We start from the raw sequence: 25,427 nt of genomic DNA on the forward strand, positions 1-25,427 counted from the left end.
GTACGTGTTGGACGACCTCGAAAGTACGCGCGAAAAAAATCTCCCGCCAGCAAGGAAGGCCGTACTTACCTGCGAAAACGCGCCGAAGGGGTGATCTGAGCTCACGCATGCTCTTTTGAGCGCTCGGCGTGGCAGAGATGCACCAAGCACCGCATCCAGCGGGCCGCTCCACTGGAGGTGGCCCGCACACAAGGGAGGCACGGCATGGCGTCCACCGCATGCGTTCCCTCGGTCCCGGCGCCCGGTGACGCCGAGGACCTCCGCGAGCGGGCGCGCGGCGCGCTCCTCGGCCTCGCGGTCGGCGACGCGCTCGGCGCGCCCGCCGAGAACATGAAACCGTCCGAGATCCGCCGCCGCTGGGGCCGCATCACGGGCTACGTCGCCGAACACCCGGCGGGCACGGACGACACGGAGTACGCGATCTTCTCCGGTCTCCTGCTCGCCCGGCACGGCTCCGCGCTCACGGTCGCACACGTCGAGAAGGCCTGGCACCAGTGGATCGCCGACCTGGACGAGGGCCCGTTCCGCGGGGCGGGCTTCAGTGAACGCGGCACCCTGGAGAACCTGCGCAGAGGGCTCGCCGCCCCGATCTCCGCCCAGCACCGGCACGCGTGGAGCGACGGCCTCGCGATGCGGGCCGCGCCCTTCGGCGTCTTCGCCGCGGGCGACCCGCACGAAGCGGCCCGCCTCGTCGCGATCGACGGCTCCGTCAGCCACGACGGCGAGGGCATCCACGGCGGCCGGGCGGTGGCGGCGGGGGTCGCGGCGGCCATGGCGGGCGCACCGGTGGAGGCGGTGGTCGCCGCGGCACTCTCGGTCGTCCCCGAGGACTCCTGGACGTCCCGCTCGCTGCACCGCGCGGTGGCGGCCGCCGACCGCGGCGAACGCGCGGTGCGCTCCGCGGTGGTCATCGGCGGCTACCCCTGGACGGACCTCGCCCCCGAGGCGGTCGGGCTCGCGTTCGGGGCGTACGCGGTGGCGCGCGGGGACTTCGGCGACGCGGTGCTCTGCGCGGTGAACATGGGCCGGGACGCGGACACGACGGCGGCGGTGGCGGGCGCTCTCTCCGGCGCGACGTGCGGCGCCTCGGCGATCCCCCTCCCCTGGTCAACGGCGATCGGCCCGGCACGGGGCAGCTGTCTGCCGTCGATGCGGGGCCACCACGTGTTGGACGTGGCGGATCTCCTTACCCCGGATCCCGAGCCGGTGCGGGCATGACCACGGCGGGCAGGGAAGCCTTTACCACTGTGGGCAGGCGTGCCGCAGGGCGATGGGGGTCCCCCCTGCTCGAGCGGAGCCGAGAGCTTGGGGGAGGGTGGGCACAGCCCACGGTGCAGGGCATGGCATACGGAGGCGCCCAGGAGTGCAACGCCTCCGGCGCCGAAGCGCTCCTGCTCGGCCTGGCCGCAGGCGACGCCGCCGGATGGCCCGCAGCCCGCCACAGAGCATCCCGCATGCCCGAGTGGACACGGCGGCTCACCCGCGAGTTGGACACCTTCGCCGAGCAGAACGCCACAACCACCCTCCCCGTCCCCATCGCCCTGAACCAGCCCCCGGAACCCCTCCGCCTCGGCCCCTCCGACGACGCGGAATGGGCGGCGTTCACCGCGGAGTCCGTACTCCGCGCCGGACCACACCGCGAACACGACATCCGCACCGCACTCGACCTCGCCTGGACCACCCTCGCCGCCGAGATCGCCGCCGCCGCGGACCGCGCCCCCGAGGTCGAGTCCGCCGTACTCCCCCTGCGCGCCCGCATCTCCGTCCGTGCCGGACTCGGCAACCTCGCCACCGGCCTGCGCCCGCCCGCCACCGGCCACGACAACCCGCACTACTTCGACGACGCGGCCTGTGTACGGGCGTGCGTGCTCGCCCTGGTCCACCCCGGCGACCCCGAACGCGCCGCCGCCCTCGCGGAGTTCGACGCCCGCTACACCCAGGACGGCGACGGCGTGCACGGCGCCCGCGCCATGGCCGCCGCCGTCGCGGCCGCCCTCGGGGACGCCGACGTCGACACCGCCGTGGACCGCGCGCTCGACCAGCTGCCCGAGCACTCGGAGATCGGCAGGAACGCCCGGCACGCCGTGCAGGCGGCCCGCGCCCAGCCGGCGGAGGACGGCGCCTTCGCCCTCGTACCGTTCCTGGAGCACCAGATCGTCGACCACGTCTACAGCTACGGCATCGCGGCCGCCGAGACCGTGCCGGTCGCCCTCGCCCTGGCGACCGCCGCGCGCGGCCGCATCGCCGAGGCGGTGCCCGCCGCCGCCTGTCTGTCCCGCGTCGCGGACTCCGCGCCCGCGCTTGCCGGGGCGCTGACCGGCGTCCTGGGCACGGCGGCCGCGATCCCCGCCGCCTGGCGCGACGCCTGCCGCACCCTGTCGGGCTGCGCGCTCCCCCGGCTCGCCGGCACCGACCTGGTGGAACTCGCCGGGCGCCTGACAGCCACGGAACAGGCCCCCGCCGGTGGACAATCCCGACATGACGTCTGTGACGACTCAAACAGCCACGAAAGCACCGACGGACACGACGAAGCCCGCGGCGCGCCCTGAACCCGCACTGTCCGACCGCATCACCGGCTGCCTCGTCGGCGCCGCCGTCGGCGACGCGCTCGGCGGCCCCGTCGAGGGGTACGCGCCCGAGCAGATCGCCGAGCGGCACGGCGGCCGCTTGACCGGCGTCGTCGGCCCCTGGAACGGCGACAGCTGGCGCACCGCCCGGCCGATCGCGCCGTATCACAAGGGCGACGGGCACGTCACCGACGACACCCTGATGACCCACGCGCTGGTCCGCGTGTACGCCACCGTCCGCGATCACCTCGACGCCTACGCCGTGGCCGACCACCTGGTCCCCGACCTGATGACGACCCCGCGCTGGATCCCGGAGCTGGAGGCCGACGCGCTCCTCCTGCACCGGATCTTCCTCGCCGAGAAGTGGCTCGTGGCCCGCCTGCACTACGGCCACGTCGACCCGCGGGAGGCCGGTACCGGGAACATCGTCAACTGCGGTGCGGCGATGTACATGGCGCCGGTCGGCCTCGTCAACGCGGCCGACCCGAGGAGCGCGTACGCCGAGGCCCTCGACATCGCGGGCGCCCACCAGTCGTCGTACGGCAGAGAGGCGGCCGGTGTCTTCGCGGCGGCGGTCGCGGCGGCCTGTACGCCGGGCGCCACCGCGGAGTCGGTGGTCGACGCGTGCCTCGCCCTGGCCAAGGACGGCACACGCGCCGCGATCGAGGCGGTGACCGAAGTCGCCGCACGGCACCGGGACTTCGAGACGGCGCTCGCCCCCATCCGTGCCGCGGTCGCCCCCTTCGACACGGTCGGGCCCGACTACCGCGCCCCGTCCCTCGGCGCCCGCCGCCCCTCCCGGCTGCACGCCATCGAGGAGCTCCCCGTCGCCCTCGGCATGCTCCTGGTCGGCGGCGCCGACTACCGCCGCACCGTGCTCGGGTCCGTCAACTACGGCCGCGACTGCGACTCCATCGCGACGATGGCCGGTGCGATCGTGGGCGCGCTGCACGGCGAGAACGCGGTGCCCGACGACTGGTCCACGCAGGTCGCCGGGGCCAGCCGCCTCGACCTGCGCGCACCGGCGGCGGCCCTGACGGAGGTGGCGCGGGAGATCTTCGTCCGTGACACCGGGCGGCGCCGCGCCCACGAGGCGGCGTTCGCGGCCCTGACGGGCGGCACTCCGTCCGGGGCGATGGACGCTGCTCCCGCCCGGACCGCACGGTGATCCGCCTGACCTGGGTCCAGCCGGAGGACCTCGTCGGCCACGAGCTGCGCCAGGCCGAGCTGGAGGGGCGCGACGTGGCGGCGGTGCGGTGCCGCTGGCTGACGGCGGGCGGCGAGACGGCCCCGGCGACGGCGGGCGCGTCCCCGGCCCCGGCCCCGGCCCGCCTCCGGCTCCTCGCCGAGCGGCTCCTGGACGAGCTGCGGCCTCCCCCGTGGCACGGCGGGCCGAACCTTCCCGCGCCGGACCCCGACTCCGACCCCGGCCGCGCGGCCGGACTGCGCGACCGGCTGCACGCCGCCTGGCTCGGCAGGGCCGCCGGCTGCGTCCTCGGCAAGCCGGTGGAGAAGCTCCCCCTCGACGGCATCCGGAGCCTCGCGAAGGCGACCGGCAACTGGCCGCTCACCACCTGGTTCACGGAGCGCGGCGTCCCGCCGAAGCTCAGGGCGGCGTACCCCTGGAACCGCCGCTCCGCCGCGACCTCCCTCGCCGAGAACATCGACGGCATGCCCGAGGACGACGACCTCAACTTCCCGCTCCTGAACCTGGTCCTGCTCCAGCGCCACGGCAAGGGCTTCACCACCGACGACGTGGCGCGGCTCTGGCTGGACGAACTCCCCGCGGGCCGCACCTTCACCGCCGAACGCGTCGCCTACCGCAACCTCCTCCAGGGCATCGAACCCCCGCACACCGCCACCCACCGCAATCCGTTCCGCGAGTGGATCGGCGCCCTGATCCGCGCCGACGTGCACGGCTGGACCAACCCGGGGGCGCCCGCGGCGGCCGCCGGACAGGCCCGCCGCGACGCCGTCCTCAGCCACACGGAGAACGGCGTGTACGGCGCCATGTTCACCGCGGCCACGATCGCGGCGGCAGCGGGCGGCCACGCCGACGTCCACGCCTGTCTGGACGCGGGCCTCTCCGTCGTACCACCCGAGTCGCGCCTGGCCCGCGCGGTCCGTCACGCCATTCGACTCGCCCACGACACACCGGACTTCGACGACGTCGTGGACGACCTCCACGCACGCCACGGCACCCACCACTGGGTCCACGTCGTCCCCAACGCCGCCCTGCTCGCCGCCGCGCTCACCCACGCCGACGGCGACTTCACCGGCGCCATCACCCGTGCGGTGTCCGGCGGCTGGGACACCGACTCCAACGGCGCGACCGCGGGCTCCGTAGCCGGACTGCTCGCCGGCCGCGCCGACGCGCTCCCCGACCGGTGGACGGCGCCCCTCAAGAACCGGCTCGCCACCTCCGTGGGCGACTTCAACGGCATCGGCTTCGACGCCCTGGCCGACCTCACCACCGAACTCTCCACCCGGGAGGCACCCCCCTCATGACCCGCACGCCCCACATCGCCGTCCTCGGCAGCGCCAACATGGATCTCGTCGCGTACGTCGCCAAGGCCCCGCGGCGCGGCGAGACCGTGACGGGCCGCGAGTTCCGCACCGTCCCCGGCGGCAAGGGCGCCAACCAGGCCGTCGCTGCGGCCCGCGCGGGCGCCACCGTCTCGATGATCGGCGCCGTCGGGAACGACGCGTACGGCACACAGCTCAGGGCCGCCCTCGAACACTCCGGCATCGAGACCGACTCCCTGCGCACCGTCGAGACACCCACCGGCACCGCGCACATCGTCGTCGACGACGAGGGCGGCAACGCGATCGTCGTCGTGCCCGGCGCGAACGGCACCGTCACCTGCCTCACCCCCGGCGACGAGGGCCTGATCGCCTCCGCCGACGCGCTCCTTCTCCAGCTGGAGGTGCCGCTCGAAGGGGTGCTCGCCGCCGCGGAGGCCGCCCGGCGCCACGACGTCCGCACGATCCTCACCCCGGCCCCGGCGCAGCCCCTGCCGCCCGAACTCCTCGCCGCCGTCGACCTGTTGCTCCCCAACGAGCACGAGGCCGCCACCCTCACCGGTATCGCCGACGACCCGCACGCCGCCGCCCGCGCCCTGCTCTCCCAGGTGCCCGAGGTCGTCATCACCCTCGGCTCGCGCGGCAGCCTGTACGCGTCGCGCGACGCCGAACCCGTGACGGTGCCCGCCCGGCAGGTCGCCGCGGTCGACACCACAGGCGCGGGCGACACCTTCGCGGGCACGCTCGCCGTGGCGCTCGCGGAGGGCAACTCGGTGGCCGACGCGCTCGGTTGGGCGTCGTCGGCGGCGGCGCTCTCCGTGCAGCGACCGGGTGCGTCGGCCTCCATGCCGTACCGCAAGGAGATCGACGAGGAGGCGGGCACCACGTCATGACCCCTCCCGGAACAGCCCTCAAGACAGCCCCCGCCCCCCTCACCGGCCTCCGCGTCCTCGACCTCGCCACGCTCTTCGCGGGCCCCCTCGCCGCCACGATGCTCGGCGACTTCGGTGCGGAGGTCATCAAGGTCGAACACCCCACGCGCCCCGACCCCTCGCGCGGCCACGGCCCCGCCAAGGACGGCGTCGGCCTGTGGTGGAAGCTCCTCGGCCGCAACAAGCGCACGACGACCCTTGACCTGTCGAAGCCGGGCGGCCGCGCCACCCTCCTGCGCCTGGCCGCCACCAGTGACGTGATCATCGAGAACTTCCGCCCCGGCACGCTGGAGAAGTGGGACCTGGGCTGGGAGGAGCTGAGCGCGGCCAACCCGCGCCTCGTCCTCGCCCGCGTCACGGGGTTCGGCCAGTTCGGCCCGTACGCGCGCCGCCCCGGCTTCGGCACGCTCGCCGAGGCGATGAGCGGCTTCGCCGCGATCACCGGGGAGCCGGACGGGCCGCCGACCCTGCCACCGTTCGGCCTCGCCGACTCGATCGCGGGCCTGGCGACGGCGTACGCGGTGATGACGGCCCTCGCGGCACGCGACCGCACGGGCGAGGGCCAGGTGGTCGACATGGCGATCATCGAGCCGATCCTCACGGTCCTCGGCCCGCAGCCGCTCTGGTACGACCAACTGGGCCACGTACAGCCCCGCACCGGCAACCGCTCCACCAACAACGCGCCGCGCAACACCTACCGCACGGCGGACGACAAGTGGGTCGCCGTCTCCACGTCGGCGCAGTCGATCGCGGAACGGCTCATGCGTCTGGTCGGCCGGCCCGAACTGATCGCCGAGCCGTGGTTCGCGACGGGCGCGGAGCGGGCCCGGCACGCGGACGTCCTGGACGGGGCGGTCGGCGCGTGGATCGCGCAGCACAGCCGCGCCGAGGTGATCGAGGCCTTCGAGAAGGCGGAGGCGGCGGTCGCCCCGATCCAGGACGTACGCGACGTCATGACCGACCCGCAATACGCGGCCCTCGACACCCTCACGACGGTCGACGACCCGGAACTCGGCCCCCTGCGCATGCAGAACGTCCTCTTCCGCCTCTCCGCGACCCCGGGCGCCATCCACTGGGCGGGCCGCCCCCACGGCGCCGACACGGACACGGTCCTCACGGAACTGGGCCTGACGACGGACGAGATCACCGCTCTCCGCAAGGAAGGCACCCTGTGACCGCCCCTCCCCCGTTGACCTGGCTCTATGCCCCCGGCGACCGGCCCGACGTCATCGCCAAGGCCCTCCGCGCGGGAGCCGACGCCGTCATCGTCGACCTGGAGGACGCCGTCGCCCCCGACCGCAAGGAGTACGCGCGAGCCGCGGCGGTCGAGCTCCTCTCCGTGCCCCAGCCGCTGCCCGTCCACGTACGCGTGAACGCCCTGGACGGGCCCCTCGCCGAGGACGATCTGCGGGCCGTCGCCCCGCTGCCGGGCGTGGCCGGGCTGCGGCTGCCCAAGGTGACCACGCGCGCCGAGGTCATCCGCGTCGCCGAACGCGCCGTCCCCGCCGACGGCGGCGCCCCCGCGCTGCACGCCCTCGTCGAGTCCGCGCTAGGCCTCGAACACGCCTTCGCCATCGCCACCGCGCACCCCGCCCTGCGCGGCATCTCCCTCGGCGAAGCCGACCTCCGCGCCGACCTGGGCGTACGCGACGACGCGGGGCTCGACTGGGCCCGTTCCCGCGTCGTGGTCGCCGCGCGGGCGGCAGGACTCGCACCGCCCGCGCAGTCGGTCCACCCGGACATCCGCGACCTGGCGGGACTCGCCGCGTCCTGCGCCCGGGGCCGCACCCTCGGCTTCCTGGGGCGCGCGGCCATCCACCCCCGCCAGCTCCCCGTGATCGAACGGGCCTACCTCCCCACCCCCGCGGAGATCGAGCGGGCGGAGGAGATCACCGAGGCGGCGGCGACGGACGAGGGCGCCCTGGCCCTGCCCGACGGCCGCTTCGTGGACAAGGCGGTGGTGGAGGGGGCGCGGAGGGTCCTGGCGCTGGCCCGCAGGAGGTGACCGTGCGTGGAGCGCCGGGGAACGCGAGGGGGCGCCGGATCACGTGATCCGGCGCCCCCTCGGCATACGACCGACGAACGTCAGCTCTTCTTGGCCGACCCGGCTTCCTTGTCGGAGGCGACGGCCTTGGCATCCACCTTCGAGGCGTCGGCCTTCGTGGCGTCTGCCGTCGAAGCACCGGCCTCGGAGGTCTTGTCCTCGGACTTCGTGAGCTTCGGCGAGCCGGCGCCGCCGGCCTCCGCCTCCGCCGGGTCCGCCGGGTCCGCCGGCTCCACGATCTCCTCGCGCCCCGGGTGCTTCTTCGCCGACACCACGAAGTACGCGACCGCGAGCAGGAACACCACGATGGCGGTCCACACGTTCAGACGCAGGCCGAGCACGTGGTGCGCGTCGTCGACCCGCATGTACTCGATCCAGCCGCGCCCCGCGCAGTACGCCGCGACGTACAGCGCGAACGCCCGGCCGTGGCCGAGCTTGAAGCGGCGGTCGGCCCAGATGACCAGGACGGCGACGCCGATGCACCACAGCGATTCGTACAGGAACGTCGGGTGGTACGTGCCGGGGACCCGGCCGTCCTCCGCCGACGTGATCTTGAGCGCCCAGGGAACGTCCGTCGCCTTGCCGTACAGCTCCTGGTTGAACCAGTTGCCCCACCGGCCGATGGCCTGGGCGAGGGCGATGCCGGGGGCCAGCGCGTCGGCCCAGGCCGGCAGCGGGATCCCGCGGCGGCGACAGCCGATCCACGCGCCGACCGCGCCGAGCGCGATCGCGCCCCAGATGCCGAGGCCGCCCTCCCAGATCTTGAAGGCGTCCACCCAGTCACGGCCGTCGCTGAAGTACAGCTGGTAGTCCGTGATCACGTGGTAGAGGCGTCCGCCGACGAGACCGAACGGCACGGCCCACACGGCGATGTCGGCCACGGTGCCTGACCGGCCCCCGCGATCGATCCACCGCTTGTTGCCGAGCCAGACGGCCACGAAGACGCCGATGATGATGCAGAACGCGTAGCCGCGCAACGGGATGGGTCCGAGTTCGACCACACCGCGCGACGGACTGGGAATGAAGGCAAGGTCCATGACACGACCGACGCTACCGTGCCGCGCAACGGGGGCGGCAACCGGTCCGGCTACGGGTCCATAACAGACCGTGCCGTTCCGGTCGCCGCTCCGCGCGTCAGTTCCGGTTCGCCTCTTCGACCTTCTGCTTCAGCTTCTGGGGCGACAGCGGGTTGTTCTGGTCCCCGAAGATGTCCTTGCCGTTGAGCCGCACCGTGGGCGTGCCCCGCAGCTTGGCGTCCTGGAACGCCTTGTGGGACTTGTCGACCCAGCTGTCGTGCCTGCCGTCCTCGACGCACTTCTTGAAGGAGTCGTTGTCCAGGCCGTCGACCTGTCCGGCGAGCTCGATCAGCTTGCCGTTCTTGCTGAACGCGTCGTCCGTTTCGGCGGGCTGGTTCTTGAACAGCACGTCGTGGTACGGCCGGAACTTGCCCTCGTCCTGGGCGCAGGCCGCGGCGTTGGCCGCGCGCTTGGAGCCGCTGCCGCCCATGTTCCCGTCGATGAGCGTCGCCAGGTGATACTCGACCTTGAGCTGTCCCTTGTCGGCCAGCTCATGGATCGTCGAGCGGTAGCCGTCCTCGAAGCCCTTGCAGGCCGGGCAGCGGAAGTCCTCCCAGATGGTGAGGGTGGACTTGGCGCTCTCCTTGCCGACGGGGATCGCGGGCCCGTCCTTGTCGCTCACTCCCTTGGGCGCGACCACCGGCCCCGCCGTGTCGCTCTTGTCGTCGTCGCCGGAGTTGGCGGCGAGCAGCCCCACCACGGCGGCGAGTCCGAGGACGCCGACCACCGCGGCGCCCACGATCAGTGCCCGGCGCTGCTTGTCGCGCGCCTTCTGCCGGTCCCGCTCTTCCGCCAGCCGCTCACGGGCCGATCGTTTTCCCTCACGGTTCTTCTCGCTCACACCCCGCCAAACGAACCGGGGAGGCACGAGCGTGCCTCCCCGGTCCAGGTCCACCCGTACGAGTTACGCCTTCCCGCGGACCCCGTCCGCGAGTTCACCGGCGAGCGCGCGCACGGCGGCGAGGCCGGCGGCCTCGTCCGGCGCGTCGAGCATCCGCTGGACGAACGCGGAGCCGACGATCACGCCGTCGGCGAAGCCCGCGACCTCGACGGCCTGGCGTGCGTTGGAGACGCCGAGGCCGACGCAGACCGGCAGTTCGGTGGTGGCCTTGGTGCGCACCACCAGGTCCTGCGCCTGGGCGCCCACCGACTCACGGGTTCCGGTGACGCCCATCAGGGACGCCGCGTAGACGAAGCCGGAGCCCGCCGCGGTGATCGTGGCGAGCCGCTCGTCCTTGCTGCTCGGCGCGACGACGAAGACCGTCGCCAGGTCGTGCTTCTCGGCGTGCTCCCGCCACAGCGCGGACTCCTGGACGGGCAGGTCCGGCAGGATGCAGCCCGCGCCGCCCGCCTCGGCGAGCTCGGCGGTGAAGCGCTCCACTCCGTAGCGGTCGATCGGGTTCCAGTACGTCATGACGAGCACCGGCTTGCCGGTCGCCGCGTGGGCCTCGCGGACGGTGCGCATGACGTCGCGGATCTTGAGGCCGCCGCGCAGCGCGATGTCGTCGGCGGTCTGGATGACCGGCCCGTCGAGCACCGGGTCGGAGTGCGGCAGGCCGACCTCGACCACGTCGGCGCCGCCGTCGAAGACCGCCTTGACGGCCTCGATGCCGCCGTCGACGGTGGGGAAGCCCGCGGGCAGGTAGGCGATGAGGGCGGCGCGGCCCTCGGCCTTGGCGCCGGCCAGGGCGTCGTTCAACAGCTGGATGTTGCCGCTCACTTGGCGTCCCCCTGGATCTCCGCACCGGTGCCGGGCTCGTCCGCCTCGACGACGGCGTCCGTGTCGTACAGGCCGAAGTAGCGCGCGGCCGTGTCCATGTCCTTGTCGCCCCGCCCCGACAGGTTGACGACGATCAGGCCGTCCTCGCCGAGTTCCCGGCCCACCTCCAGGGCGCCCGCGAGCGCGTGCGCGCTCTCGATCGCCGGGATGATGCCCTCGGTGCGCGAGAGCAGCCGCAGGGCCTGCATGGCGGCGTCGTCCGTGACCGCCCGGTACTCGCCGCGGCCGCTGTCCTTGAGGTAGGCGTGCTCGGGGCCGATGCCGGGGTAGTCGAGTCCGGCCGAGATCGAGTAGGGCTCGGTGATCTGGCCCTCCTCGTCCTGGAGCACGTACGAACGGGAGCCGTGCAGGATGCCCGGCTCGCCCGCGGTCAGTGTGGCCGCGTGCTCGCCCGTCTCGACGCCGTGCCCTGCGGGCTCGCAGCCGATGAGGCGTACGCCGCTGTCCGGGATGAAGGCGTGGAAGAGGCCGATGGCGTTGGAGCCGCCGCCCACGCAGGCGACGGCGGCGTCGGGCAGGCGTCCGGCGCGCTCCAGGATCTGCCGCCTGGCCTCGACGCCGATGACGCGGTGGAAGTCGCGCACCATGGCGGGGAAGGGGTGCGGTCCCGCCACGGTCCCGAAGAGGTAGTGGGTGCGGTCCACGTTGGCGACCCAGTCGCGGAACGCCTCGTTGATGGCGTCCTTGAGGGTGCGGCTGCCGGACTTCACGGCGACGACCTCGGCGCCGAGCATGCGCATGCGGGCCACGTTCAGGGCCTGGCGCTCGGTGTCGATCTCGCCCATGTAGATGGTGCATTCGAGCCCGAAGAGCGCGCAGGCGGTGGCCGTGGCGACGCCGTGCTGGCCCGCGCCGGTCTCGGCGATGACGCGGGTCTTGCCCATGCGCCTGGTGAGCAGGGCCTGGCCGAGCACGTTGTTGATCTTGTGCGAGCCGGTGTGGTTCAGGTCCTCGCGCTTGAGGAAGACGCGGGCGCCGCCGGCGTGCGTCGCGAACCGGGGTACCTCGGTGAGGCTGCTGGGCCTGCCGGTGTAATGGACGAGCAGGTCGTCGAGCTCGGCGGCGAAGGCGGGGTCGCTCTTGGCCTTGTCGTACTCGACGGCGACCTCGTCCACGGCGGCGACGAGGGCCTCCGGGATGAACTTGCCGCCGAACGCGCCGAAGTACCCTTCGGCGCTGGGGATGTGACCCTCCGGGTCGGGGATGAAGTACTCGCTGGACATGCGGAAACCTCGCAATGGCTGGCGTTGGCGTCTGACATGAAATCGCCCAGTCGCCGTGGCTGGAGCAGGTTCCGTCGCGACCATCGCCCGGCGTGGGCCGGTCGCGCAGTTCCCCGCGCCCCTGAAGGGGCGCCCTCAGCTCTGTCGGCGCTCAGGGCGCCGTCGCCATCGCATCCCGGGGATCTGGCCCGGCTCCGAGCCGATGTGGTACCGCACTCGCCGGCCCCGCACGCGCCGCGCGGGCGCCCGGCAGCCGCGGGGGCGGCAGCCGGGTGCGAGGCGGGCGGCGATCGACATGGGGAGGGTCAGCTCCGTCCGTGCCGGAGCGCCGGGTGCGTGCCCGCGGCGACGAGGTCGGCGACCGCGCCCTTCGGGTCGCGGCCGGTGACCAGGGACTCGCCCACGAGCACCGCGTCGGCGCCCGCGTTGGCGAACGCGATGAGGTCGTGCGGGCCGCGCACACCGGACTCGGCGATCTTCACGACGCCGTCCGGCAGCTCGGGGGCGACGCGCTCGAAGGTGGAGCGGTCGACCTTGAGGGTCTTCAGGTCGCGGTTGTTGACGCCGATGACCCGGGCGCCCGCGTCGACGGCGCGCTCGGCCTCGTCCTCGTCGTGGACCTCGACGATCGGCGTGAGGCCGATCGACTCGGCGCGCTCGATGAGGGACTCCAGGGCGGGCTGCTCCAGGGCGGCCACGATCAGCAGGGCGAGGTCGGCGCCGTACGCCCTGGCCTCCCACAGCTGGTACGAGGTGACGATGAAGTCCTTGCGCAGCACCGGGATGTCGACCTTGGCGCGGACGGCCTCCAGGTCGGCGAGCGAACCTCCGAAGCGGCGCTCCTCGGTGAGCACGGAGATGACGGCGGCGCCGCCCGCTTCGTAGTCCGCGGCGAGACCCGCCGGGTCGGCGATCGCGGCGAGCGCGCCCTTGGAGGGGCTGGAGCGCTTCACCTCGCAGATGACCTTGACGCCGTCGCCGCGCAGGGCCGCCGCGCCGTCCTTGGCCGCGGGAGCCTTGGCCGCACGCTCCTTGAGCTCGTCGAGGCTGACGCGTGCCTGCCGCTCCGCGAGGTCGGCACGGACTCCGTCGATGATCTCGTCGAGCACACTCACGCGAGCGGCCCCCTTCCTGACGGTTGAGCTGACGTTCAAGCTGGTGATTGCGATGGTATCCGCAGGAGGGCGAAGGGCCCGCATCCGGTTGACGCCCGTCCCACGACCTGGACAGGCCCTGGGGCCGCTGCCTGCGGTTTCAGGGGTGCAGCCATGACCCGAACGGCAGATTGCGCGCCACGGTGAAAACGGCGATGAGGGCGCCCAGACCCCACAGCTGCACCGGCCCCAACGTGATCCGCAACGGCCGCCCGCGCACCGCCGCGGCCACCCACACGGTCCACACGGCGGCGAAGAGGACGTACCCGGCGACGGCGAGCGCGTTGGCGCCGAGGGCCGCCGTGAGGTCGCCGTGGACGAAGGCGTGCGCGCTGCGCAGACCGCCGCAGCCGGGGCAGTAGATGCCGGTGAGGCGCAGCAGCGGGCAGGCGGGGTAGTGGCCGGGTTCGTTGGGGTCGACGGCGCCGACGTAGGCGAAGGCTCCGGCGACCGAGGCGAGCAGTCCCGCGGGGACGAGCAGGCGGGTCAGGGCGGCGGGCGCGGCGCCCTCGGGTTCGGCGGTCACCCGTGCATTGTGCCGCGCGGCCGGGCGCGTCGCCCGGTGGCCCGGCCGGGGGTCCGGCGGGGAGCCCTGCAGTGAGTCCGCACCCGCTCGGACGAGAAGAGGCGGCCCCGGCACCTGCCGGACCCGCCTCTCGTCACACTCCTCGTACGGCTCGCACGGCTCGTACGGCGGGGTCAGCTCCGGGCGCTCGCCGTCTGGCGGTGCGGACGCTTCTCCTGGCCGAGGCCCGCGAGGCGCATGGCGCCGCCCACGAGGGCACCGATGGCGATGATCGCCATGCCGGCCCAGAAGCCGGGCACGTTGGCCATCACCATGAAGACGCCCGCGACGCAGAAGCCGACGAAGGCGATGATGGAACCGGTCCAGGCAGCCGGGGTGTGTCCGTGGCCGTGCGCCATGAAAGTGCTCCTTGTTGCTGTGTGCGCGGCGGTCGCTGGGGAGCCCGTCGCGCTGCGGACGCTCACTGTCATTGTCCCGTACTCGCGCGTATGCCCCGAGCGCGGGGGGTCATGTTCCGTGCGTCGGGTCCTCGCCGCGGTCGAGGGCCTTCCACAGCTCCTCGGGCCGTTCCGGGTCCGGGGCGCGGCGTGCCTTGCGGGGGCTCGGCGTGCCGTCGCGTTCGTAGCGCCCCGACATGGCGGGCCACGAGCGGCCGTAGGTGAGGGCGAGGAGGCCGGCGAGGAATATCAGCGCGCCGGCGGCGGCCGCGGCGTAGGGCCAGCCGGTGTGCGACAGGTCGCCGATGGTGGTGGCGGCGTCGCCGGAGGCGGTGGCGGCCTTCTCGTCGAGCGCGTCGCTGTCCTCGGCGCCGAGGAGGGCCGCGGCCACGATGCCGGCGCCGCTCGAGGTGAGCAGCAGGGAGACGAGGAAGCGGCCGGCGCGGCGGACCGCGAAGACCGCGACGAGGGCGGCGAGGCCCACTATCGCGAGGGCCGCGGGCACGCCCGTGACGTCGCTGCCCGTGGCGGTCAGCGGCAGCTCGCCGCCGGCCACCGACGCGGTGCCGTGGGCCCAGGCCTGGCGGGACGCGAGCAGCGCGAGGGCCGCGCCGACGGCGCCCAGCAGCAGCGCGGCGGCGATGCTGCGTCTGCTGCTGCGCTGGGCCGGGCTCTCGGACGTGTCCTCGGTACGGGGCGGAGGTACGGCAGAAGTCACCTGTCCACTATCCCTCACCGCTCGAACGGTCGTGCAATCGGTTCGCCGTGTGGATGGCGCGGAGCACCGCGGCGGCCTTGTTGCGGCACTCGGTGTCCTCGGCGACGGGGTCGGAGTCGGCGACGACTCCGGCTCCGGCCTGCACGTATGCCGTGCCGTCGCGGAGCAGGGCGGTGCGGATGGCGATGGCGGTGTCGGAGTCGCCCGCGAAGTCGAGGTAGCCGACGCAGCCGCCGTAGAGCCCCCGGCGGGACGGCTCCAGCTCGTCGATGATCTGCATGGCGCGGGGCTTGGGCGCGCCGGAGAGGGTGCCCGCGGGGAAGCAGGCGGTGAGCACGTCGAAGGCGATGCGGCCCTGGGCGACCTGGCCGGTGACCGTCGACACGATGTGCATGACGTGGGAGTACTTCTCGATCGACATGAAGTCGACGACCTCGACGGAGCCCGGCTCGCAGACCCGGCCCAGGTCGTTGCGGCCGAGGTCGACGAGCATCAGGTGCTCGGCGCGCTCCTTGGGGTCGGCGAGCAGTTCGTCGGCGAGGGCCTGGTCCTCCTGCGGGGTGGCGCCGCGGTGCCGGGTGCCCGCGATGGGGTGGACCATGGCGCGGCCGTCCTCGACCTTGACGAGGGCCTCGGGCGAGGAGCCCACGACGTCGAACCCGTCGAAGCGGAAGAGGTACATGTACGGCGACGGGTTGGTGGCGCGCAGGACGCGGTAGACGTCCAGCGCGCTCGCCGTGCAGGGGGTCTCGAAGCGCTGCGAGGGCACGACCTGGAAGGCCTCGCCGGCCCGGATGCGCTCCTTGATGTCCTCGACGGCCTCCTGGTACTGCGCGCCGCCCCACAGGGCGGTGTACTCGGGGAGCTCGGAGGGCGGCAGGGCGGCGGGGGGCTGGGAGACGGGCCGGGAGAGGTCGGCCTCCATGGCGTCGAGCCGGGCGACCGCGTCGGCGTACGCGTCGTCGACGCCCGTCTCCAGGTCGTTGTGGTTGATCGCGTTGGCGATCAGGAGCACCGAGCCGTCCCAGTGGTCGAGGACGGCGAGGTCGCTGGTGAGGAGCATGGTCAGCTCGGGGAGCCGCAGGTCGTCCCGCTCCCCCGGGCCGATCTTCTCCAGGCGGCGCACGATGTCGTAGCCGAGGTAGCCGACCATGCCGCCGGTGAAGGGCGGCAGGCCGTGGGCGCTGACGACGTCGCGGGGGGTGTGCAGTATCCCGATGGTGGCGCGCAGCGCTGCGAGCGGGTCGCCGGTGGTGGGCACGCCGACGGGCGGGGTGCCGAGCCAGTGGGCCTCGCCGTCGCGGACGGTGAGGGCGGCGGCGCTGCGGACGCCGACGAAGGAGTAGCGAGACCACGAGCGCCCGTTCTCCGCGGATTCCAGGAGGAACGTGCCGGGGCGTTCGGCGGCGAGTTTGCGGTAGAGGCCGACGGGGGTGTCGCCGTCCGCGAGGAGTTTGCGGCTGACGGGGATGACGCGGCGGTCGGACGCCAGCTTGCGGAAGGTCTCGAGGTCCATGGCAGCCGACCCTACTGACCGGGGGCGGGCTCGCCGGGCACGGACCGCACGGGCAGCACGTCGGTGTCGAAGCAGGTGCGGGTGCCGGTGTGGCAGGCGGCGCCGATCTGGTCGACCTGGACGAGGACGGTGTCCGCGTCGCAGTCGAGCGCGACCTCCTTGACGTACTGGAAGTGTCCCGAGGTGTCGCCCTTGACCCAGTACTCCTGGCGGCTGCGCGACCAGTAGGTGCAGCGGCCCGTGGTGAGGGTGCGGTGCAGCGCCTCGTCGTCCATCCAGCCGAGCATGAGCACCTCACCGGTGTCGTACTGCTGGGCGATGGCGGGGACGAGCCCGTCGGCGCTGCGCCTGAGGCGCGCGGCGATGTCCGGGTCGAGGCTGCTGCTGGGCGGGGGCACGCTGGTCATGGGCCCATTGTGCCGCGCCGGGCGGGCCGTCCCCGGCGGCGTCCACTGTCCGGACCGTGTGGCCGGTCGTAGGGTGGCCGTATGTCGACCCATGCGAAGCGTGAACGACTTCTCCTTGCCGATCTGTTGGAGGCCGAGGGCCCGGAGGCGCCCACTTTGTGCGAGGGCTGGCGGACGCGGGACCTCGCGGCCCACGTGGTGGTGCGCGAGCGCCGCGCGGACGCGGCGGGCGGGCTCCTGATCAAGCAGCTCGCGCCGCGCCTGGAGCGGGTGCAGGCCGAGTTCGCCGCGAAGCCGTACGAGGAACTGATCCAGCTGATCCGTACGGGACCGCCGCGGTTCTCGCCCTTCTCCCTCAAGCAGATCGACGAGCTGTCGAACGCCGTCGAGTTCTACATCCACACGGAGGACGTGCGCCGCGCCCGGCCCGACTGGACGCCCCGCGAGCTGGACCCGGTCTTCGCGGACACCCTCTGGTCCCGCCTGGAGCGCTCGGCCCGCCTGGTGGGCCGCAAGGCCCCGGTGGGGCTTGTGCTGCGCCGCCCGGACGGCCAGACGGTGGTGGCGCACCGGGGTGCGCCGGTGGTGACGGTGACGGGTGAGCCGTCCGAGCTGCTGCTGTACGTGTACGGCAGGCAGGAGGTGGCGGACGTGGCGCTGGACGGCGACAAGCAGGCGATCGCCACGCTGCACGATTCGAAGCAGCTGGGTCTGTGAGCCGTGCTCGCCTCGAACCGCACCGCTCAGCGCGGGAGTTCGGCGCGGCGCAGGGTGCGTGAGCAGAGGCCGATGACGCCGCCCGTCGCGCTGAGCGCGGCGCACACGGCGTACACCGGCTCGACGCCCCACGCCCCGATCGCCGCGCCGACGACCGGGTAGCAGAGCGGTGCGACGCCCATGGTGAACAGGGTGGCGACGGAGGTGACGCGCCCCAGATAGGCGGGGTCGGCGGCGGTCTGCATCAGTGCCGCGACGAGGGCGCCGCCGAGCCCGGTGCACAGCCCCACGCAGAGTCCTGCGGCGGTGGCCGCCGCGACCGAGGGCGCGAAGCCGATGCAGCCCAGGGCGACCGCGCCGGCGATGACGCCCGCGGACAGCACCGCCCCGGCCCGGGGTATCCGTCCGCGTACGGCGAGCAGGAGGGCGGCGAGCCCCGCGCCGACGCCGAACCCCGCGATGATCCAGCCCATCCCCGACGCGCCCCAGCCGCGCCGGTCGGCGAGGAGCACCAGGCCGATGTTGGCGGGCCCTGCGAAGCCCAGCTCCGTCACCGCCGCGACGAGCGTCAGCGGCGCGAGGAGCCGGTGCCCGCGGATGTACCGCAGCCCGTCGGCGAGCTGCCGCACGGGCGAGCCGCCGCGCGCGGCGGCGTCGTCGGCGGGCAGCGGACGCAGCCGTACGGCGGCCAGCAGCCCCAGCGAGACGACGAACAGCGCGCCGCCGACGGCGAACGCGGCCGCGGGCCCGCCGAGCGCCACGGCGAGGCCGCCGAGGGGCGCCGCGACGACGGTGGCGACGCGCTGCGCGAGGCCCCGCATGCCCTGGACCCGTCCCAGCTGGTCGGGCGCGGTGATGCGGGGCGGCAGCGCGCCCACGCTCGGCAGGAACAGGGCGTCGACGGCGCCGAAGACGAGGGCGAGGCAGGCGAGCAGCCAGATGCCGGGCGAGGCGACGAGGAGCAGCAGGGCGGCCGCGAGGAGCACGGCGCAGCGGACGGCGTCGCTGCCGATCACGACGCGGCGGGGGCCGAGTCGGTCGGCGACGACTCCCCCGCCGAGCATGAGCACGGCGCGCGGCACGGCTCCGACGGCGAGGACGAGACCGGCCTGTCCGGGGCTGCCGCCGCGGGCCGCGGCCCAGGACAGCGCGACGAAGTAGATCCCGTCACCGACCATGGACGTGGTGTAGGCACCGAGCCAGCGCAGGACGTTGGGGTCGCGGTGGGCGGGGCGGGCCGGTGCGGCGACGGGGGCGGCCGTGGTGGTCATGGCGTGGCCTCTCAGAGCCGGAACGGGAAGCTGGCCAGGTGGACGGCGACGTTCTCGCGGCCCTCGGTGTCCCCTGCGGCCTCGGCGGCCTTGCCGCGTTCCGTGTACGTCTGCACGAGGGCGGAGATCTCGGCGTTCAGGGCCGTCAGTTCGGCGGGGTTGAGGCGGGCGAGGAAGTCGGACTGGTCGGCCGCCCTGCGCCACTCGGCGCCCCAGGCCGCCTGCTGGTCGAGGTACGTCTCGTACTGCTCCCTGCGGTGCGCGATCAGGCCGCGGATGACGGCCGCGTGGGTGGCCGCCCCCTCGGGCGTGTCCTTGAAGTCCTCGTGGCGGAAGCTGAGCGTGTCCTGTGCGGCCTGCCACCACCGCTCCCGCGCGTCCTCGCTCTGGACGTCGGCCTCCTCGATGAGGCCGTGCTCGGCGAGCTTGCGCAGGTGGTAGCTGACGAGCGAGACGGCCTCGTCGACCTGTGCGGCGAGGTGCGAGGCGGTCGCGGGGCCGCCCACGCGCAGCGTGCTGTAGAGCTTCATGCGCAGGGGGTTGCCGAAGGCCTTCAGAGTGCCCAGATCCGTGATCCGGCGACGGTTCTCCATACCCCCACCGTAGATACGAAAGAAAAGTTGCACAACAAATATTGCGCAACTTTCCCTTCGTATCTGAACATGAAAAAGCCCCGGCCACCCCACCGGGCAACCGGGACCAGTCAGAAACGAACCGCTAGCGGACCGGGTGGCCCGCCCCCCGCAGCGTCTCCTTGACCTCGCCGATCCGCAGATCGCCGAAGTGGAAGACCGACGCCGCGAGCACCGCGTCCGCGCCCGCCGCGACGGCCGGCGGGAAGTGCTCCAGGCGGCCCGCGCCACCGGAGGCGATCACGGGCACGGTCACGTGCTTGCGTACCGCCGAGATCATCTCGATGTCGTAGCCGTCCTTCGTGCCGTCCGCGTCCATCGAGTTGAGCAGGATCTCCCCCGCGCCGAGCTCCGCGGCCCGGTGCGCCCACTCGACCGCGTCGATCCCCGCGGACTTGCGCCCGCCGTGGGTGGTGACCTCGAAGGACCCGGACGGCGTGCGCCGCGCGTCCACGGAGAGCACGAGCACCTGGCGGCCGAACCGCTCCGCGATCTCGCGGATCAGCTCGGGGCGCGCGATCGCCGCCGTGTTGACGCCGACCTTGTCCGCACCCGCGCGCAGCAGCTTGTCGACGTCCTCGGCCGTGCGGACGCCGCCGCCCACCGTGAGCGGGATGAAGACCTGCTCGGCGGTGCGGCGGACCACGTCGTACGTCGTCTCGCGGTTGCCGGACGACGCGGTGATGTCCAGGAAGGTGAGCTCGTCGGCGCCCTCGGCGTCGTACACCTTGGCCATCTCGACGGGGTCGCCCGCGTCGCGCAGGTTCTGGAAGTTGACGCCCTTGACGACGCGGCCGTTGTCCACGTCGAGGCAGGGGATCACGCGTACCGCGAGCGTCATGCGGGGGCTCCTCGGAAGGCTTCCAGTTCCACTTCGACCAGGATGCGCGGGTCGACGAAGCCGGAGACGACCGCCATGGTCATCACCGGACGCACGGAGTCGAAGACCTCCTTGTGGGCGCGGCCCACCTCGTCGACGTCGCGCGCGTGGGTCAGGAATATGCGGACGCGGATCACGGACTCGGCTCCGGCGCCGAGCTCGCCCATCGCCTCCAGCGCGTTGCCGATGGCGACCCGCGTCTGTTCGTAGGGGTCGCCCTCGCCGTACAGGACATCACCCTTGAAGGAGGTGGTGCCGCCGACCACGATCCGGTCGCCCGCCTGGACGGCGCGGGCGAAGCCGAACGCCTCCTCCCAGGGGCTGCCGCTCTGCACTCGTCGCACCTCGGTCATCGCGACACGGCCTCCAGCGCTTCCTCCAGCGTGAACGCCTTCGCGTACAGCGCCTTGCCGACGATGGAGCCCTCGACGCCCTGCGGGACGAGCTCGGCGATGGCGCGCAGGTCGTCGAGGGACGAGACGCCACCGGAGGCCACCACCGGGCGGTCCGTCGCCGCGCAGACGTTCTTCAGGAGCTCCAGGTTGGGGCCCTGCAGCGTGCCGTCCTTGGCGATGTCCGTGACCACGTACCGCGCGCAGCCCTCGGCGTTCAGGCGCTCCAGGGTCTCGTAGAGGTCGCCGCCGTCGCGCGTCCAGCCGCGGCCGCGCAGCGTCGTGCCGCGTACGTCGAGACCGACCGCGATCTTGTCGCCGTGCTCGGCGATGACCTTGGCGACCCACTCCGGGGTCTCCAGGGCGGCCGTGCCCAGGTTGACGCGGGTGCAGCCGGTGGCGAGCGCCGCGGCCAGCGAGGCGTCGTCGCGGATGCCGCCGGAGAGTTCCACCTTGATGTCCATGGCGCCCGCGACCTCGGCGATCAGGGCGCGGTTGTCGCCGGTGCCGAACGCGGCGTCCAGGTCGACCAGGTGCAGCCACTCGGCGCCCGACCGCTGCCAGGCGAGGGCGGCCTCCAGCGGGGAGCCGTAGGAGGTCTCCGTGCCGGACTCGCCGTGGACGAGGCGTACGGCCTGGCCGTCGCGGACGTCGACGGCGGGAAGGAGTTCGAGGGTGCTCACAGGGTTCCGATCCAGTTGGTGAGGAGCTGGGCGCCGGCGTCGCCGGACTTCTCGGGGTGGAACTGGGTGGCGCTCAGGGCGCCGTTCTCGACGGCCGCCACGAAGGGCTCGCCGTGCGTGGACCAGTGCACGTAGGGGGCGCGCATCGCCGGGTTCGCGACCTCCAGGGACCAGTCGTGAACCGCGTAGGAGTGCACGAAGTAGAAGCGCGCCTCGTCGTCCAGGTCCTTGAAGAGCGGGGAGCCCGCCGACGCCTGGACCGTGTTCCAGCCCATGTGCGGCACGATCTCGGCCCTCAGCGGCTCGACCGTGCCGGGCCACTCGTCGAGGCCCTCGGTCTCCACGCCGTGCTCGATGCCGCGCGCGAAGAGGATCTGCATGCCGACGCAGATGCCCATGACGGGGCGCCCGCCGGACAGGCGGCGGCCCACGATCCAGTCGCCGCGCGCCTCCTTCAGCCCCTGCATGCAGGCGGCGAAGGCGCCGACGCCGGGGACGAGCAGGCCGTCGGCGTTCATGGCCCTGTCGTAGTCGCGGGTGATCTCGACGTCGGCGCCCGCGCGCGCGAGGGCGCGCTCGGCGGAGCGCACGTTGCCGAAGCCGTAGTCGAAGACGACGACCTTCTTGGGAGTGCTCATGTCCGTACGCCTCCCGTCAGTTCCAGTAGTCGAGGCGGAGGATGCCCGCGGCCAGACACATCACGGCGGCGATGGAGAGCAGCGTGATGAGGCTCTTGGGCATGCCCTGCTTGACGAAGGAGATGATGCCGCCGATCAGGAAGAGACCGACGACGATGAGGATGGTGTTGAGCCCGGTCATGGGTTACAGCGCGCCCTTCGTGGAAGGAAGGATGCCCTCGGCGCGCGGGTCGCGCTCGGAGGCGTACCGCAGGGCGCGGGCCAGGGCCTTGAACTGGCACTCCACGATGTGGTGGGCGTTGCGTCCGTACGGCACGTGGACGTGCAGCGCGATCTGGGCCTGCGCGACGAAGGACTCCAGGATGTGCCGGGTCATCGTCGTGTCGTACGCGCCGATCATGGGCGCCATGTTCTCGGGCTCGGTGTGCACGAGGTACGGGCGGCCGGACAGGTCGACGGTCACCTGGGCGAGCGACTCGTCCAGCGGGACGGTGCAGTTGCCGAAGCGGTAGATGCCGACCTTGTCGCCGAGCGCCTGCTTGAAGGCGGCGCCGAGGGCGAGCGCGGTGTCCTCGATGGTGTGGTGCGAGTCGATGTGCAGGTCGCCGTCGGTCTTGACCGTCAGGTCGAAGAGGCCGTGGCGGCCGAGCTGGTCGAGCATGTGGTCGTAGAAGCCGACCCCGGTCGACACGTCGACCTTGCCGGTGCCGTCGAGGTCGATCTCGACGACGACGGAGGTCTCCTTGGTGGTCCGCTCGATTCTTCCGACGCGGCTTTCGCGGGTCATGCGCTCTGCTCCTTCTTGAGTTCGCGTACCGCATCGAGGAACGCGTCGTTTTCTTCGGGGGTCCCGGTGGACACGCGCAGCCATCCCGGCACGCCGTTGTCCCGCACCAGGACACCCCGGTCGAGGATCTGCTGCCACACCTCATGGGAGTCGGCGAACCGCCCGAACTGCACGAAGTTGGCGTCGGAGTCGGTCACTTCGTACCCCGTCGCGCGCAGCTCCGTGACGATGCGGTCGCGCTCGCCCTTGAGCTGCTCGACGTACTTCAGGAGCGTGTCGGTGTGCTCCAGAGCGGCCAGCGCGGTGGCCTGGGTGACGGCCGACAGGTGGTAGGGCAGGCGTACGAGCTGCACCGCGTCGACGACCGCCGGGTCGGCGGCGAGGTAGCCCAGGCGCAGCCCCGCCGCGCCAAAGGCCTTCGACATGGTGCGGGAGACGACGAGGTGCGGCCGCCCCTCGATCAGCGGGAGCAGCGAGTCGCCGTGGCTGAACTCCACGTACGCCTCGTCGATGACGACGATCGACGGCTTCGCGGCCTGCGCCGCCTCGTACAGGGCGAGGACGGCGTCGGCCGGGACGGCGTTGCCGGTGGGGTTGTTGGGCGTGGTGATGAAGACGACGTCGGGGCGGTGCTCGGCGATGGCCTTGGCGGCCGCGTCGACGTCGATGGTGAAGTCGTCGTGGCGCGGCCCCGAGATCCAGCCGGTGCCGGTGCCGCGGGCGATGAGGCCGTGCATCGAGTACGAGGGCTCGAAGCCGATGGCCGTGCGGCCCGGCCCGCCGAAGGTCTGCAGGAGCTGCTGGATGACTTCGTTGGAGCCGTTGGCCGCCCACACGTGGGCGCGCGTCACCTCGTGCCCGCCGGTGCGGGTGAGGTAGCGGGCGAGCTCGGTGCGCAGCTCGACGGCGTCCCGGTCGGGGTAGCGGTTGAGGTCGCGGGCGGCCTCGCGGACCCGCTCGGCGATGCGCTCGACCAGGGGCTCGGGCAGCGGGTAGGGGTTCTCGTTGGTGTTGAGGCGTACGGGCACGTCGAGCTGGGGTGCGCCGTAGGGGGACTTGCCGCGCAGCTCGTCGCGCACGGGCAGGTCGTCGATCCGGACGTTCACGTGGTCGGCACCTTCCATCCGCTGTGCCAGCCTGGTTCGCCTTCGGCAAAACGCGCCTTGACCGCCGCGCCGTGCGCGGGCAGGTCCTCCGCCTCGGCGAGCGTCACGACGTGGTGCGCGACGTCGGCGAGGGCCTCGCGGGTGTAGTCGACGATGTGGATGCCGCGCAGGAACGACTGGACGCTGAGCCCCGAGGAGTGGCAGGCGCAGCCGCCGGTGGGCAGGACGTGGTTGGAGCCCGCGCAGTAGTCGCCGAGGGAGACGGGCGCCCAGGGGCCGACGAAGATCGCGCCGGCGTTCTTGACGCGCCCCGCGACGGCGGCCGCGTCATCGGTCTGGATCTCCAGGTGCTCCGCGCCGTACGCGTCGACGACCTTGAGGCCTTCCTCCAGGCCGTCGACCAGGACGATCGCGGACTGGCGCCCGCGCAGCGCGGGGACGATGCGGTCCTCGACGTGCTTGGTGGCGGCGACCTGCGGCGCCAGCTCCTTCTCGACCGCGTCGGCGAGCGCGAGGGAGTCCGTGACGAGGACGGCGGCCGCGAGCGGGTCGTGCTCGGCCTGGCTGATCAGGTCGGACGCGACGTGCGCCGGGTCGGCGGTGTCGTCGGCGAGGACGGCGATCTCGGTCGGGCCCGCCTCGGTGTCGATGCCGATGCGTCCGGTGAAGTAGCGCTTGGCGGCCGCGACCCAGATGTTGCCGGGTCCTGTGACCATGTTGGCGGGGGCGCAGGTCTCGGTGCCGTACGCGAACATCGCGACGGCCTGGGCGCCGCCGACCGCGTACACCTCGTCGATGCCGAGGAGCGCGCAGGCGGCGAGGATCGTCGGGTGCGGAAGGCCACCGAAGTCGGCCTGCGGCGGGGATGCGAGCGCCATCGACTCGACGCCGGCCTCCTGCGCCGGGACGGCGTTCATGATCACGGAGGAGGGGTAGACGGACCGGCCGCCCGGTGCGTAGAGCCCGACGCGCTCGACGGGCACCCACTTCTCGGTGACGGTGCCGCCGGGGACGACCTGCGTGGTGTGCGGGGCGCGGCGCTGCTCGCGGTGGACGGTGCGGGCGCGGCGGATGGACTCCTCCAGGGCCGCGCGCACGGCCGGGTCGAGTCCTTCGAGGGCCTCGGTGAGGGCGGCGGCGGGGACGCGGACCTGGTCCAGGCGCACGCCGTCGAACTTCTCCGCGTAGTCGATCAGGGCCGCGTCGCCACGATGATGCACGTCCTCGCAGATGGGCCGCACCTTCTCCAGGGCGGCCGCGACGTCGAAGTCGGCACGGGGCAGCAGGGCGCGCAGGGCGGGACCCGACGGAAACTCCGTGAGGGCATCGCCGCGCAGATCGATTCGAGAGATCACACGGCCAATTCTCTCAGACCTTCATTCGAGGCCGGACGCGCGTATCACTGGCTGATATGAACC

General features: G+C 73.1%; 29 protein-coding genes. 8 read left to right on the plus strand and 21 right to left on the minus strand.

Features of this window, described 5'->3' with window-relative positions:
• The first annotated feature begins 204 nt into the window (after positions 1-204).
• From DEJ49_RS08710 to DEJ49_RS08740, 7 genes are all read left to right on the plus strand, one after another.
• A complete protein-coding gene (locus DEJ49_RS08710; protein ID WP_150183589.1) occupies positions 205-1,218 on the plus strand; it encodes an ADP-ribosylglycohydrolase family protein in 1,014 nt (337 codons plus the stop codon).
• 122 nt (positions 1,219-1,340) lie between these two features.
• Entirely contained in the window at positions 1,341-2,549 is a 1,209-nt protein-coding gene (locus tag DEJ49_RS08715; RefSeq protein ID WP_150183590.1) for an ADP-ribosylglycohydrolase family protein, read from the plus strand.
• Positions 2,479-3,735: an ADP-ribosylglycohydrolase family protein gene (locus DEJ49_RS08720; RefSeq protein WP_150183591.1), complete on the plus strand. Its 1,257-nt coding sequence runs from the start codon at positions 2,479-2,481 to the stop codon at positions 3,733-3,735. Before DEJ49_RS08715 ends, DEJ49_RS08720 begins: the two co-directional genes overlap by 71 nt.
• Positions 3,732-5,075: an ADP-ribosylglycohydrolase family protein gene (locus DEJ49_RS08725; RefSeq protein ID WP_150183592.1), complete on the plus strand. Its 1,344-nt coding sequence runs from the start codon at positions 3,732-3,734 to the stop codon at positions 5,073-5,075. The genes DEJ49_RS08720 and DEJ49_RS08725 overlap by 4 nt, the downstream gene beginning before the upstream one ends.
• Complete coding sequence (gene rbsK, locus DEJ49_RS08730) at positions 5,072-5,983, plus strand: ribokinase (RefSeq protein WP_150183593.1); 912 nt, start codon at positions 5,072-5,074, stop codon at positions 5,981-5,983. Before DEJ49_RS08725 ends, rbsK begins: the two co-directional genes overlap by 4 nt.
• A complete protein-coding gene (locus DEJ49_RS08735; protein ID WP_150183594.1) occupies positions 5,980-7,197 on the plus strand; it encodes a CaiB/BaiF CoA transferase family protein in 1,218 nt (405 codons plus the stop codon). Before rbsK ends, DEJ49_RS08735 begins: the two co-directional genes overlap by 4 nt.
• Positions 7,194-8,027: an HpcH/HpaI aldolase/citrate lyase family protein gene (locus tag DEJ49_RS08740; protein WP_150183595.1), complete on the plus strand. Its 834-nt coding sequence runs from the start codon at positions 7,194-7,196 to the stop codon at positions 8,025-8,027. The genes DEJ49_RS08735 and DEJ49_RS08740 overlap by 4 nt, the downstream gene beginning before the upstream one ends.
• A gap of 80 nt (positions 8,028-8,107) precedes the next feature.
• Here DEJ49_RS08740 and lgt read toward each other — a convergent pair whose 3' ends face one another.
• From lgt to hisI, 11 genes are all read right to left on the minus strand, one after another.
• Positions 8,108-9,103: a prolipoprotein diacylglyceryl transferase gene (lgt, locus tag DEJ49_RS08745; RefSeq protein ID WP_150183596.1), complete on the minus strand. Its 996-nt coding sequence runs from the start codon at positions 9,101-9,103 to the stop codon at positions 8,108-8,110.
• Between the two features lie 97 nt (positions 9,104-9,200).
• Complete coding sequence (locus tag DEJ49_RS08750) at positions 9,201-9,983, minus strand: DsbA family protein (protein ID WP_150183597.1); 783 nt, start codon at positions 9,981-9,983, stop codon at positions 9,201-9,203.
• Between the two features lie 63 nt (positions 9,984-10,046).
• Positions 10,047-10,862, minus strand: coding sequence for a tryptophan synthase subunit alpha (trpA, locus tag DEJ49_RS08755; RefSeq protein WP_150183598.1), 816 nt, complete (start codon positions 10,860-10,862; stop codon positions 10,047-10,049).
• Positions 10,859-12,145, minus strand: coding sequence for a tryptophan synthase subunit beta (trpB, locus tag DEJ49_RS08760; RefSeq protein WP_150183599.1), 1,287 nt, complete (start codon positions 12,143-12,145; stop codon positions 10,859-10,861). The genes trpA and trpB overlap by 4 nt, the downstream gene beginning before the upstream one ends.
• Before the next feature lie 135 nt (positions 12,146-12,280).
• A complete protein-coding gene (trpM, locus tag DEJ49_RS36955; protein ID WP_411757145.1) occupies positions 12,281-12,442 on the minus strand; it encodes a tryptophan biosynthesis modulator TrpM in 162 nt (53 codons plus the stop codon).
• Between the two features lie 8 nt (positions 12,443-12,450).
• On the minus strand, positions 12,451-13,260 hold the full coding sequence (gene trpC, locus DEJ49_RS08765) for an indole-3-glycerol phosphate synthase TrpC (protein WP_150166735.1): 810 nt from the start codon (positions 13,258-13,260) through the stop codon (positions 12,451-12,453).
• A gap of 139 nt (positions 13,261-13,399) precedes the next feature.
• Positions 13,400-13,825 (minus strand): DUF2752 domain-containing protein, encoded by a 426-nt coding sequence (locus DEJ49_RS08770; protein ID WP_223832775.1) that lies wholly within the window; start codon positions 13,823-13,825, stop codon positions 13,400-13,402.
• A 173-nt stretch (positions 13,826-13,998) separates the two neighbouring features.
• Entirely contained in the window at positions 13,999-14,223 is a 225-nt protein-coding gene (locus DEJ49_RS08775; RefSeq protein WP_150183601.1) for an HGxxPAAW family protein, read from the minus strand.
• 109 nt (positions 14,224-14,332) lie between these two features.
• Complete coding sequence (locus tag DEJ49_RS08780) at positions 14,333-14,980, minus strand: TIGR02234 family membrane protein (RefSeq protein ID WP_150183602.1); 648 nt, start codon at positions 14,978-14,980, stop codon at positions 14,333-14,335.
• A gap of 7 nt (positions 14,981-14,987) precedes the next feature.
• Positions 14,988-16,496: an anthranilate synthase component I gene (locus DEJ49_RS08785; RefSeq protein WP_150183603.1), complete on the minus strand. Its 1,509-nt coding sequence runs from the start codon at positions 16,494-16,496 to the stop codon at positions 14,988-14,990.
• A gap of 11 nt (positions 16,497-16,507) precedes the next feature.
• Positions 16,508-16,903 carry a phosphoribosyl-AMP cyclohydrolase gene (hisI, locus tag DEJ49_RS08790; protein ID WP_150183604.1) on the minus strand — a complete coding sequence of 132 codons (396 nt, stop codon included), beginning with the start codon at positions 16,901-16,903 and terminating at the stop codon, positions 16,508-16,510.
• Positions 16,904-16,984: 81 nt separating this feature from the next.
• Here hisI and DEJ49_RS08795 point away from each other — a divergent pair, with 81 nt between their 5' ends.
• Positions 16,985-17,620, plus strand: coding sequence for a TIGR03085 family metal-binding protein (locus DEJ49_RS08795; protein ID WP_150183605.1), 636 nt, complete (start codon positions 16,985-16,987; stop codon positions 17,618-17,620).
• A 26-nt stretch (positions 17,621-17,646) separates the two neighbouring features.
• Here the strand turns inward: DEJ49_RS08795 and DEJ49_RS08800 are convergent, their stop codons facing one another.
• The 10 genes from DEJ49_RS08800 to hisD form a co-directional block, all read right to left on the minus strand.
• Positions 17,647-18,891 carry an MFS transporter gene (locus DEJ49_RS08800; RefSeq protein ID WP_150183606.1) on the minus strand — a complete coding sequence of 415 codons (1,245 nt, stop codon included), beginning with the start codon at positions 18,889-18,891 and terminating at the stop codon, positions 17,647-17,649.
• A gap of 11 nt (positions 18,892-18,902) precedes the next feature.
• On the minus strand, positions 18,903-19,484 hold the full coding sequence (locus DEJ49_RS08805; protein ID WP_150183607.1) for an ArsR/SmtB family transcription factor: 582 nt from the start codon (positions 19,482-19,484) through the stop codon (positions 18,903-18,905).
• A gap of 124 nt (positions 19,485-19,608) precedes the next feature.
• A complete protein-coding gene (hisF, locus tag DEJ49_RS08810) occupies positions 19,609-20,364 on the minus strand; it encodes an imidazole glycerol phosphate synthase subunit HisF (protein ID WP_150166749.1) in 756 nt (251 codons plus the stop codon).
• Positions 20,361-20,756 carry a RidA family protein gene (locus DEJ49_RS08815; RefSeq protein WP_150183608.1) on the minus strand — a complete coding sequence of 132 codons (396 nt, stop codon included), beginning with the start codon at positions 20,754-20,756 and terminating at the stop codon, positions 20,361-20,363. The genes hisF and DEJ49_RS08815 overlap by 4 nt, the downstream gene beginning before the upstream one ends.
• Positions 20,753-21,478 (minus strand): bifunctional 1-(5-phosphoribosyl)-5-((5-phosphoribosylamino)methylideneamino)imidazole-4-carboxamide isomerase/phosphoribosylanthranilate isomerase PriA, encoded by a 726-nt coding sequence (priA, locus tag DEJ49_RS08820; protein WP_055563288.1) that lies wholly within the window; start codon positions 21,476-21,478, stop codon positions 20,753-20,755. The genes DEJ49_RS08815 and priA overlap by 4 nt, the downstream gene beginning before the upstream one ends.
• The gene (hisH, locus tag DEJ49_RS08825) at positions 21,475-22,116 is read right to left on the minus strand and encodes an imidazole glycerol phosphate synthase subunit HisH (RefSeq protein WP_150183609.1); all 642 of its coding nucleotides are present in this window, start codon (positions 22,114-22,116) and stop codon (positions 21,475-21,477) included. The genes priA and hisH overlap by 4 nt, the downstream gene beginning before the upstream one ends.
• 16 nt (positions 22,117-22,132) lie before the next feature.
• Positions 22,133-22,297, minus strand: a complete 165-nt coding sequence (locus DEJ49_RS35900; protein WP_055527442.1) for a hypothetical protein — start codon at positions 22,295-22,297, stop codon at positions 22,133-22,135.
• 3 nt (positions 22,298-22,300) lie between these two features.
• On the minus strand, positions 22,301-22,903 hold the full coding sequence (gene hisB, locus DEJ49_RS08830) for an imidazoleglycerol-phosphate dehydratase HisB (RefSeq protein ID WP_150183610.1): 603 nt from the start codon (positions 22,901-22,903) through the stop codon (positions 22,301-22,303).
• A complete protein-coding gene (locus DEJ49_RS08835; protein WP_150183611.1) occupies positions 22,900-24,009 on the minus strand; it encodes a histidinol-phosphate transaminase in 1,110 nt (369 codons plus the stop codon). The genes hisB and DEJ49_RS08835 overlap by 4 nt, the downstream gene beginning before the upstream one ends.
• On the minus strand, positions 24,006-25,364 hold the full coding sequence (gene hisD / locus DEJ49_RS08840) for a histidinol dehydrogenase (RefSeq protein WP_150183612.1): 1,359 nt from the start codon (positions 25,362-25,364) through the stop codon (positions 24,006-24,008). Before hisD ends, DEJ49_RS08835 begins: the two co-directional genes overlap by 4 nt.
• Positions 25,365-25,427 lie beyond the last annotated feature (63 nt).

Origin of the sequence: Streptomyces venezuelae (genome assembly GCF_008642335.1) — a bacterium.
Lineage (GTDB): Bacteria > Actinomycetota > Actinomycetes > Streptomycetales > Streptomycetaceae > Streptomyces > Streptomyces venezuelae_F.

What these genes read in the sequence shown, in the direction of transcription:
- DEJ49_RS35900 (WP_055527442.1), bottom strand. Translation starts at nt 22,297, where the DNA reads ATGACCGGGCTCAACACCATCCTCATCGTCGTCGGTCTCTTCCTGATC.
- trpB (WP_150183599.1), bottom strand. Translation starts at nt 12,145, where the DNA reads ATGTCCAGCGAGTACTTCATCCCCGACCCGGAGGGTCACATCCCCAGC.
- hisH (WP_150183609.1), bottom strand. Translation starts at nt 22,116, where the DNA reads ATGAGCACTCCCAAGAAGGTCGTCGTCTTCGACTACGGCTTCGGCAAC.
- DEJ49_RS08805 (WP_150183607.1), bottom strand. Translation starts at nt 19,484, where the DNA reads ATGGAGAACCGTCGCCGGATCACGGATCTGGGCACTCTGAAGGCCTTC.
- DEJ49_RS08715 (WP_150183590.1), top strand. Translation starts at nt 1,341, where the DNA reads ATGGCATACGGAGGCGCCCAGGAGTGCAACGCCTCCGGCGCCGAAGCG.
- lgt (WP_150183596.1), bottom strand. Translation starts at nt 9,103, where the DNA reads ATGGACCTTGCCTTCATTCCCAGTCCGTCGCGCGGTGTGGTCGAACTC.
- rbsK (WP_150183593.1), top strand. Translation starts at nt 5,072, where the DNA reads ATGACCCGCACGCCCCACATCGCCGTCCTCGGCAGCGCCAACATGGAT.
- DEJ49_RS08775 (WP_150183601.1), bottom strand. Translation starts at nt 14,223, where the DNA reads ATGGCGCACGGCCACGGACACACCCCGGCTGCCTGGACCGGTTCCATC.
- DEJ49_RS08720 (WP_150183591.1), top strand. Translation starts at nt 2,479, where the DNA reads ATGACGTCTGTGACGACTCAAACAGCCACGAAAGCACCGACGGACACG.
- DEJ49_RS08815 (WP_150183608.1), bottom strand. Translation starts at nt 20,756, where the DNA reads ATGACCGAGGTGCGACGAGTGCAGAGCGGCAGCCCCTGGGAGGAGGCG.
- DEJ49_RS08800 (WP_150183606.1), bottom strand. Translation starts at nt 18,891, where the DNA reads ATGACCACCACGGCCGCCCCCGTCGCCGCACCGGCCCGCCCCGCCCAC.
- hisB (WP_150183610.1), bottom strand. Translation starts at nt 22,903, where the DNA reads ATGACCCGCGAAAGCCGCGTCGGAAGAATCGAGCGGACCACCAAGGAG.
- hisF (WP_150166749.1), bottom strand. Translation starts at nt 20,364, where the DNA reads ATGACGCTCGCGGTACGCGTGATCCCCTGCCTCGACGTGGACAACGGC.
- DEJ49_RS08710 (WP_150183589.1), top strand. Translation starts at nt 205, where the DNA reads ATGGCGTCCACCGCATGCGTTCCCTCGGTCCCGGCGCCCGGTGACGCC.
- trpM (WP_411757145.1), bottom strand. Translation starts at nt 12,442, where the DNA reads ATGTCGATCGCCGCCCGCCTCGCACCCGGCTGCCGCCCCCGCGGCTGC.
- DEJ49_RS08795 (WP_150183605.1), top strand. Translation starts at nt 16,985, where the DNA reads ATGTCGACCCATGCGAAGCGTGAACGACTTCTCCTTGCCGATCTGTTG.
- hisI (WP_150183604.1), bottom strand. Translation starts at nt 16,903, where the DNA reads ATGACCAGCGTGCCCCCGCCCAGCAGCAGCCTCGACCCGGACATCGCC.
- DEJ49_RS08785 (WP_150183603.1), bottom strand. Translation starts at nt 16,496, where the DNA reads ATGGACCTCGAGACCTTCCGCAAGCTGGCGTCCGACCGCCGCGTCATC.
- DEJ49_RS08735 (WP_150183594.1), top strand. Translation starts at nt 5,980, where the DNA reads ATGACCCCTCCCGGAACAGCCCTCAAGACAGCCCCCGCCCCCCTCACC.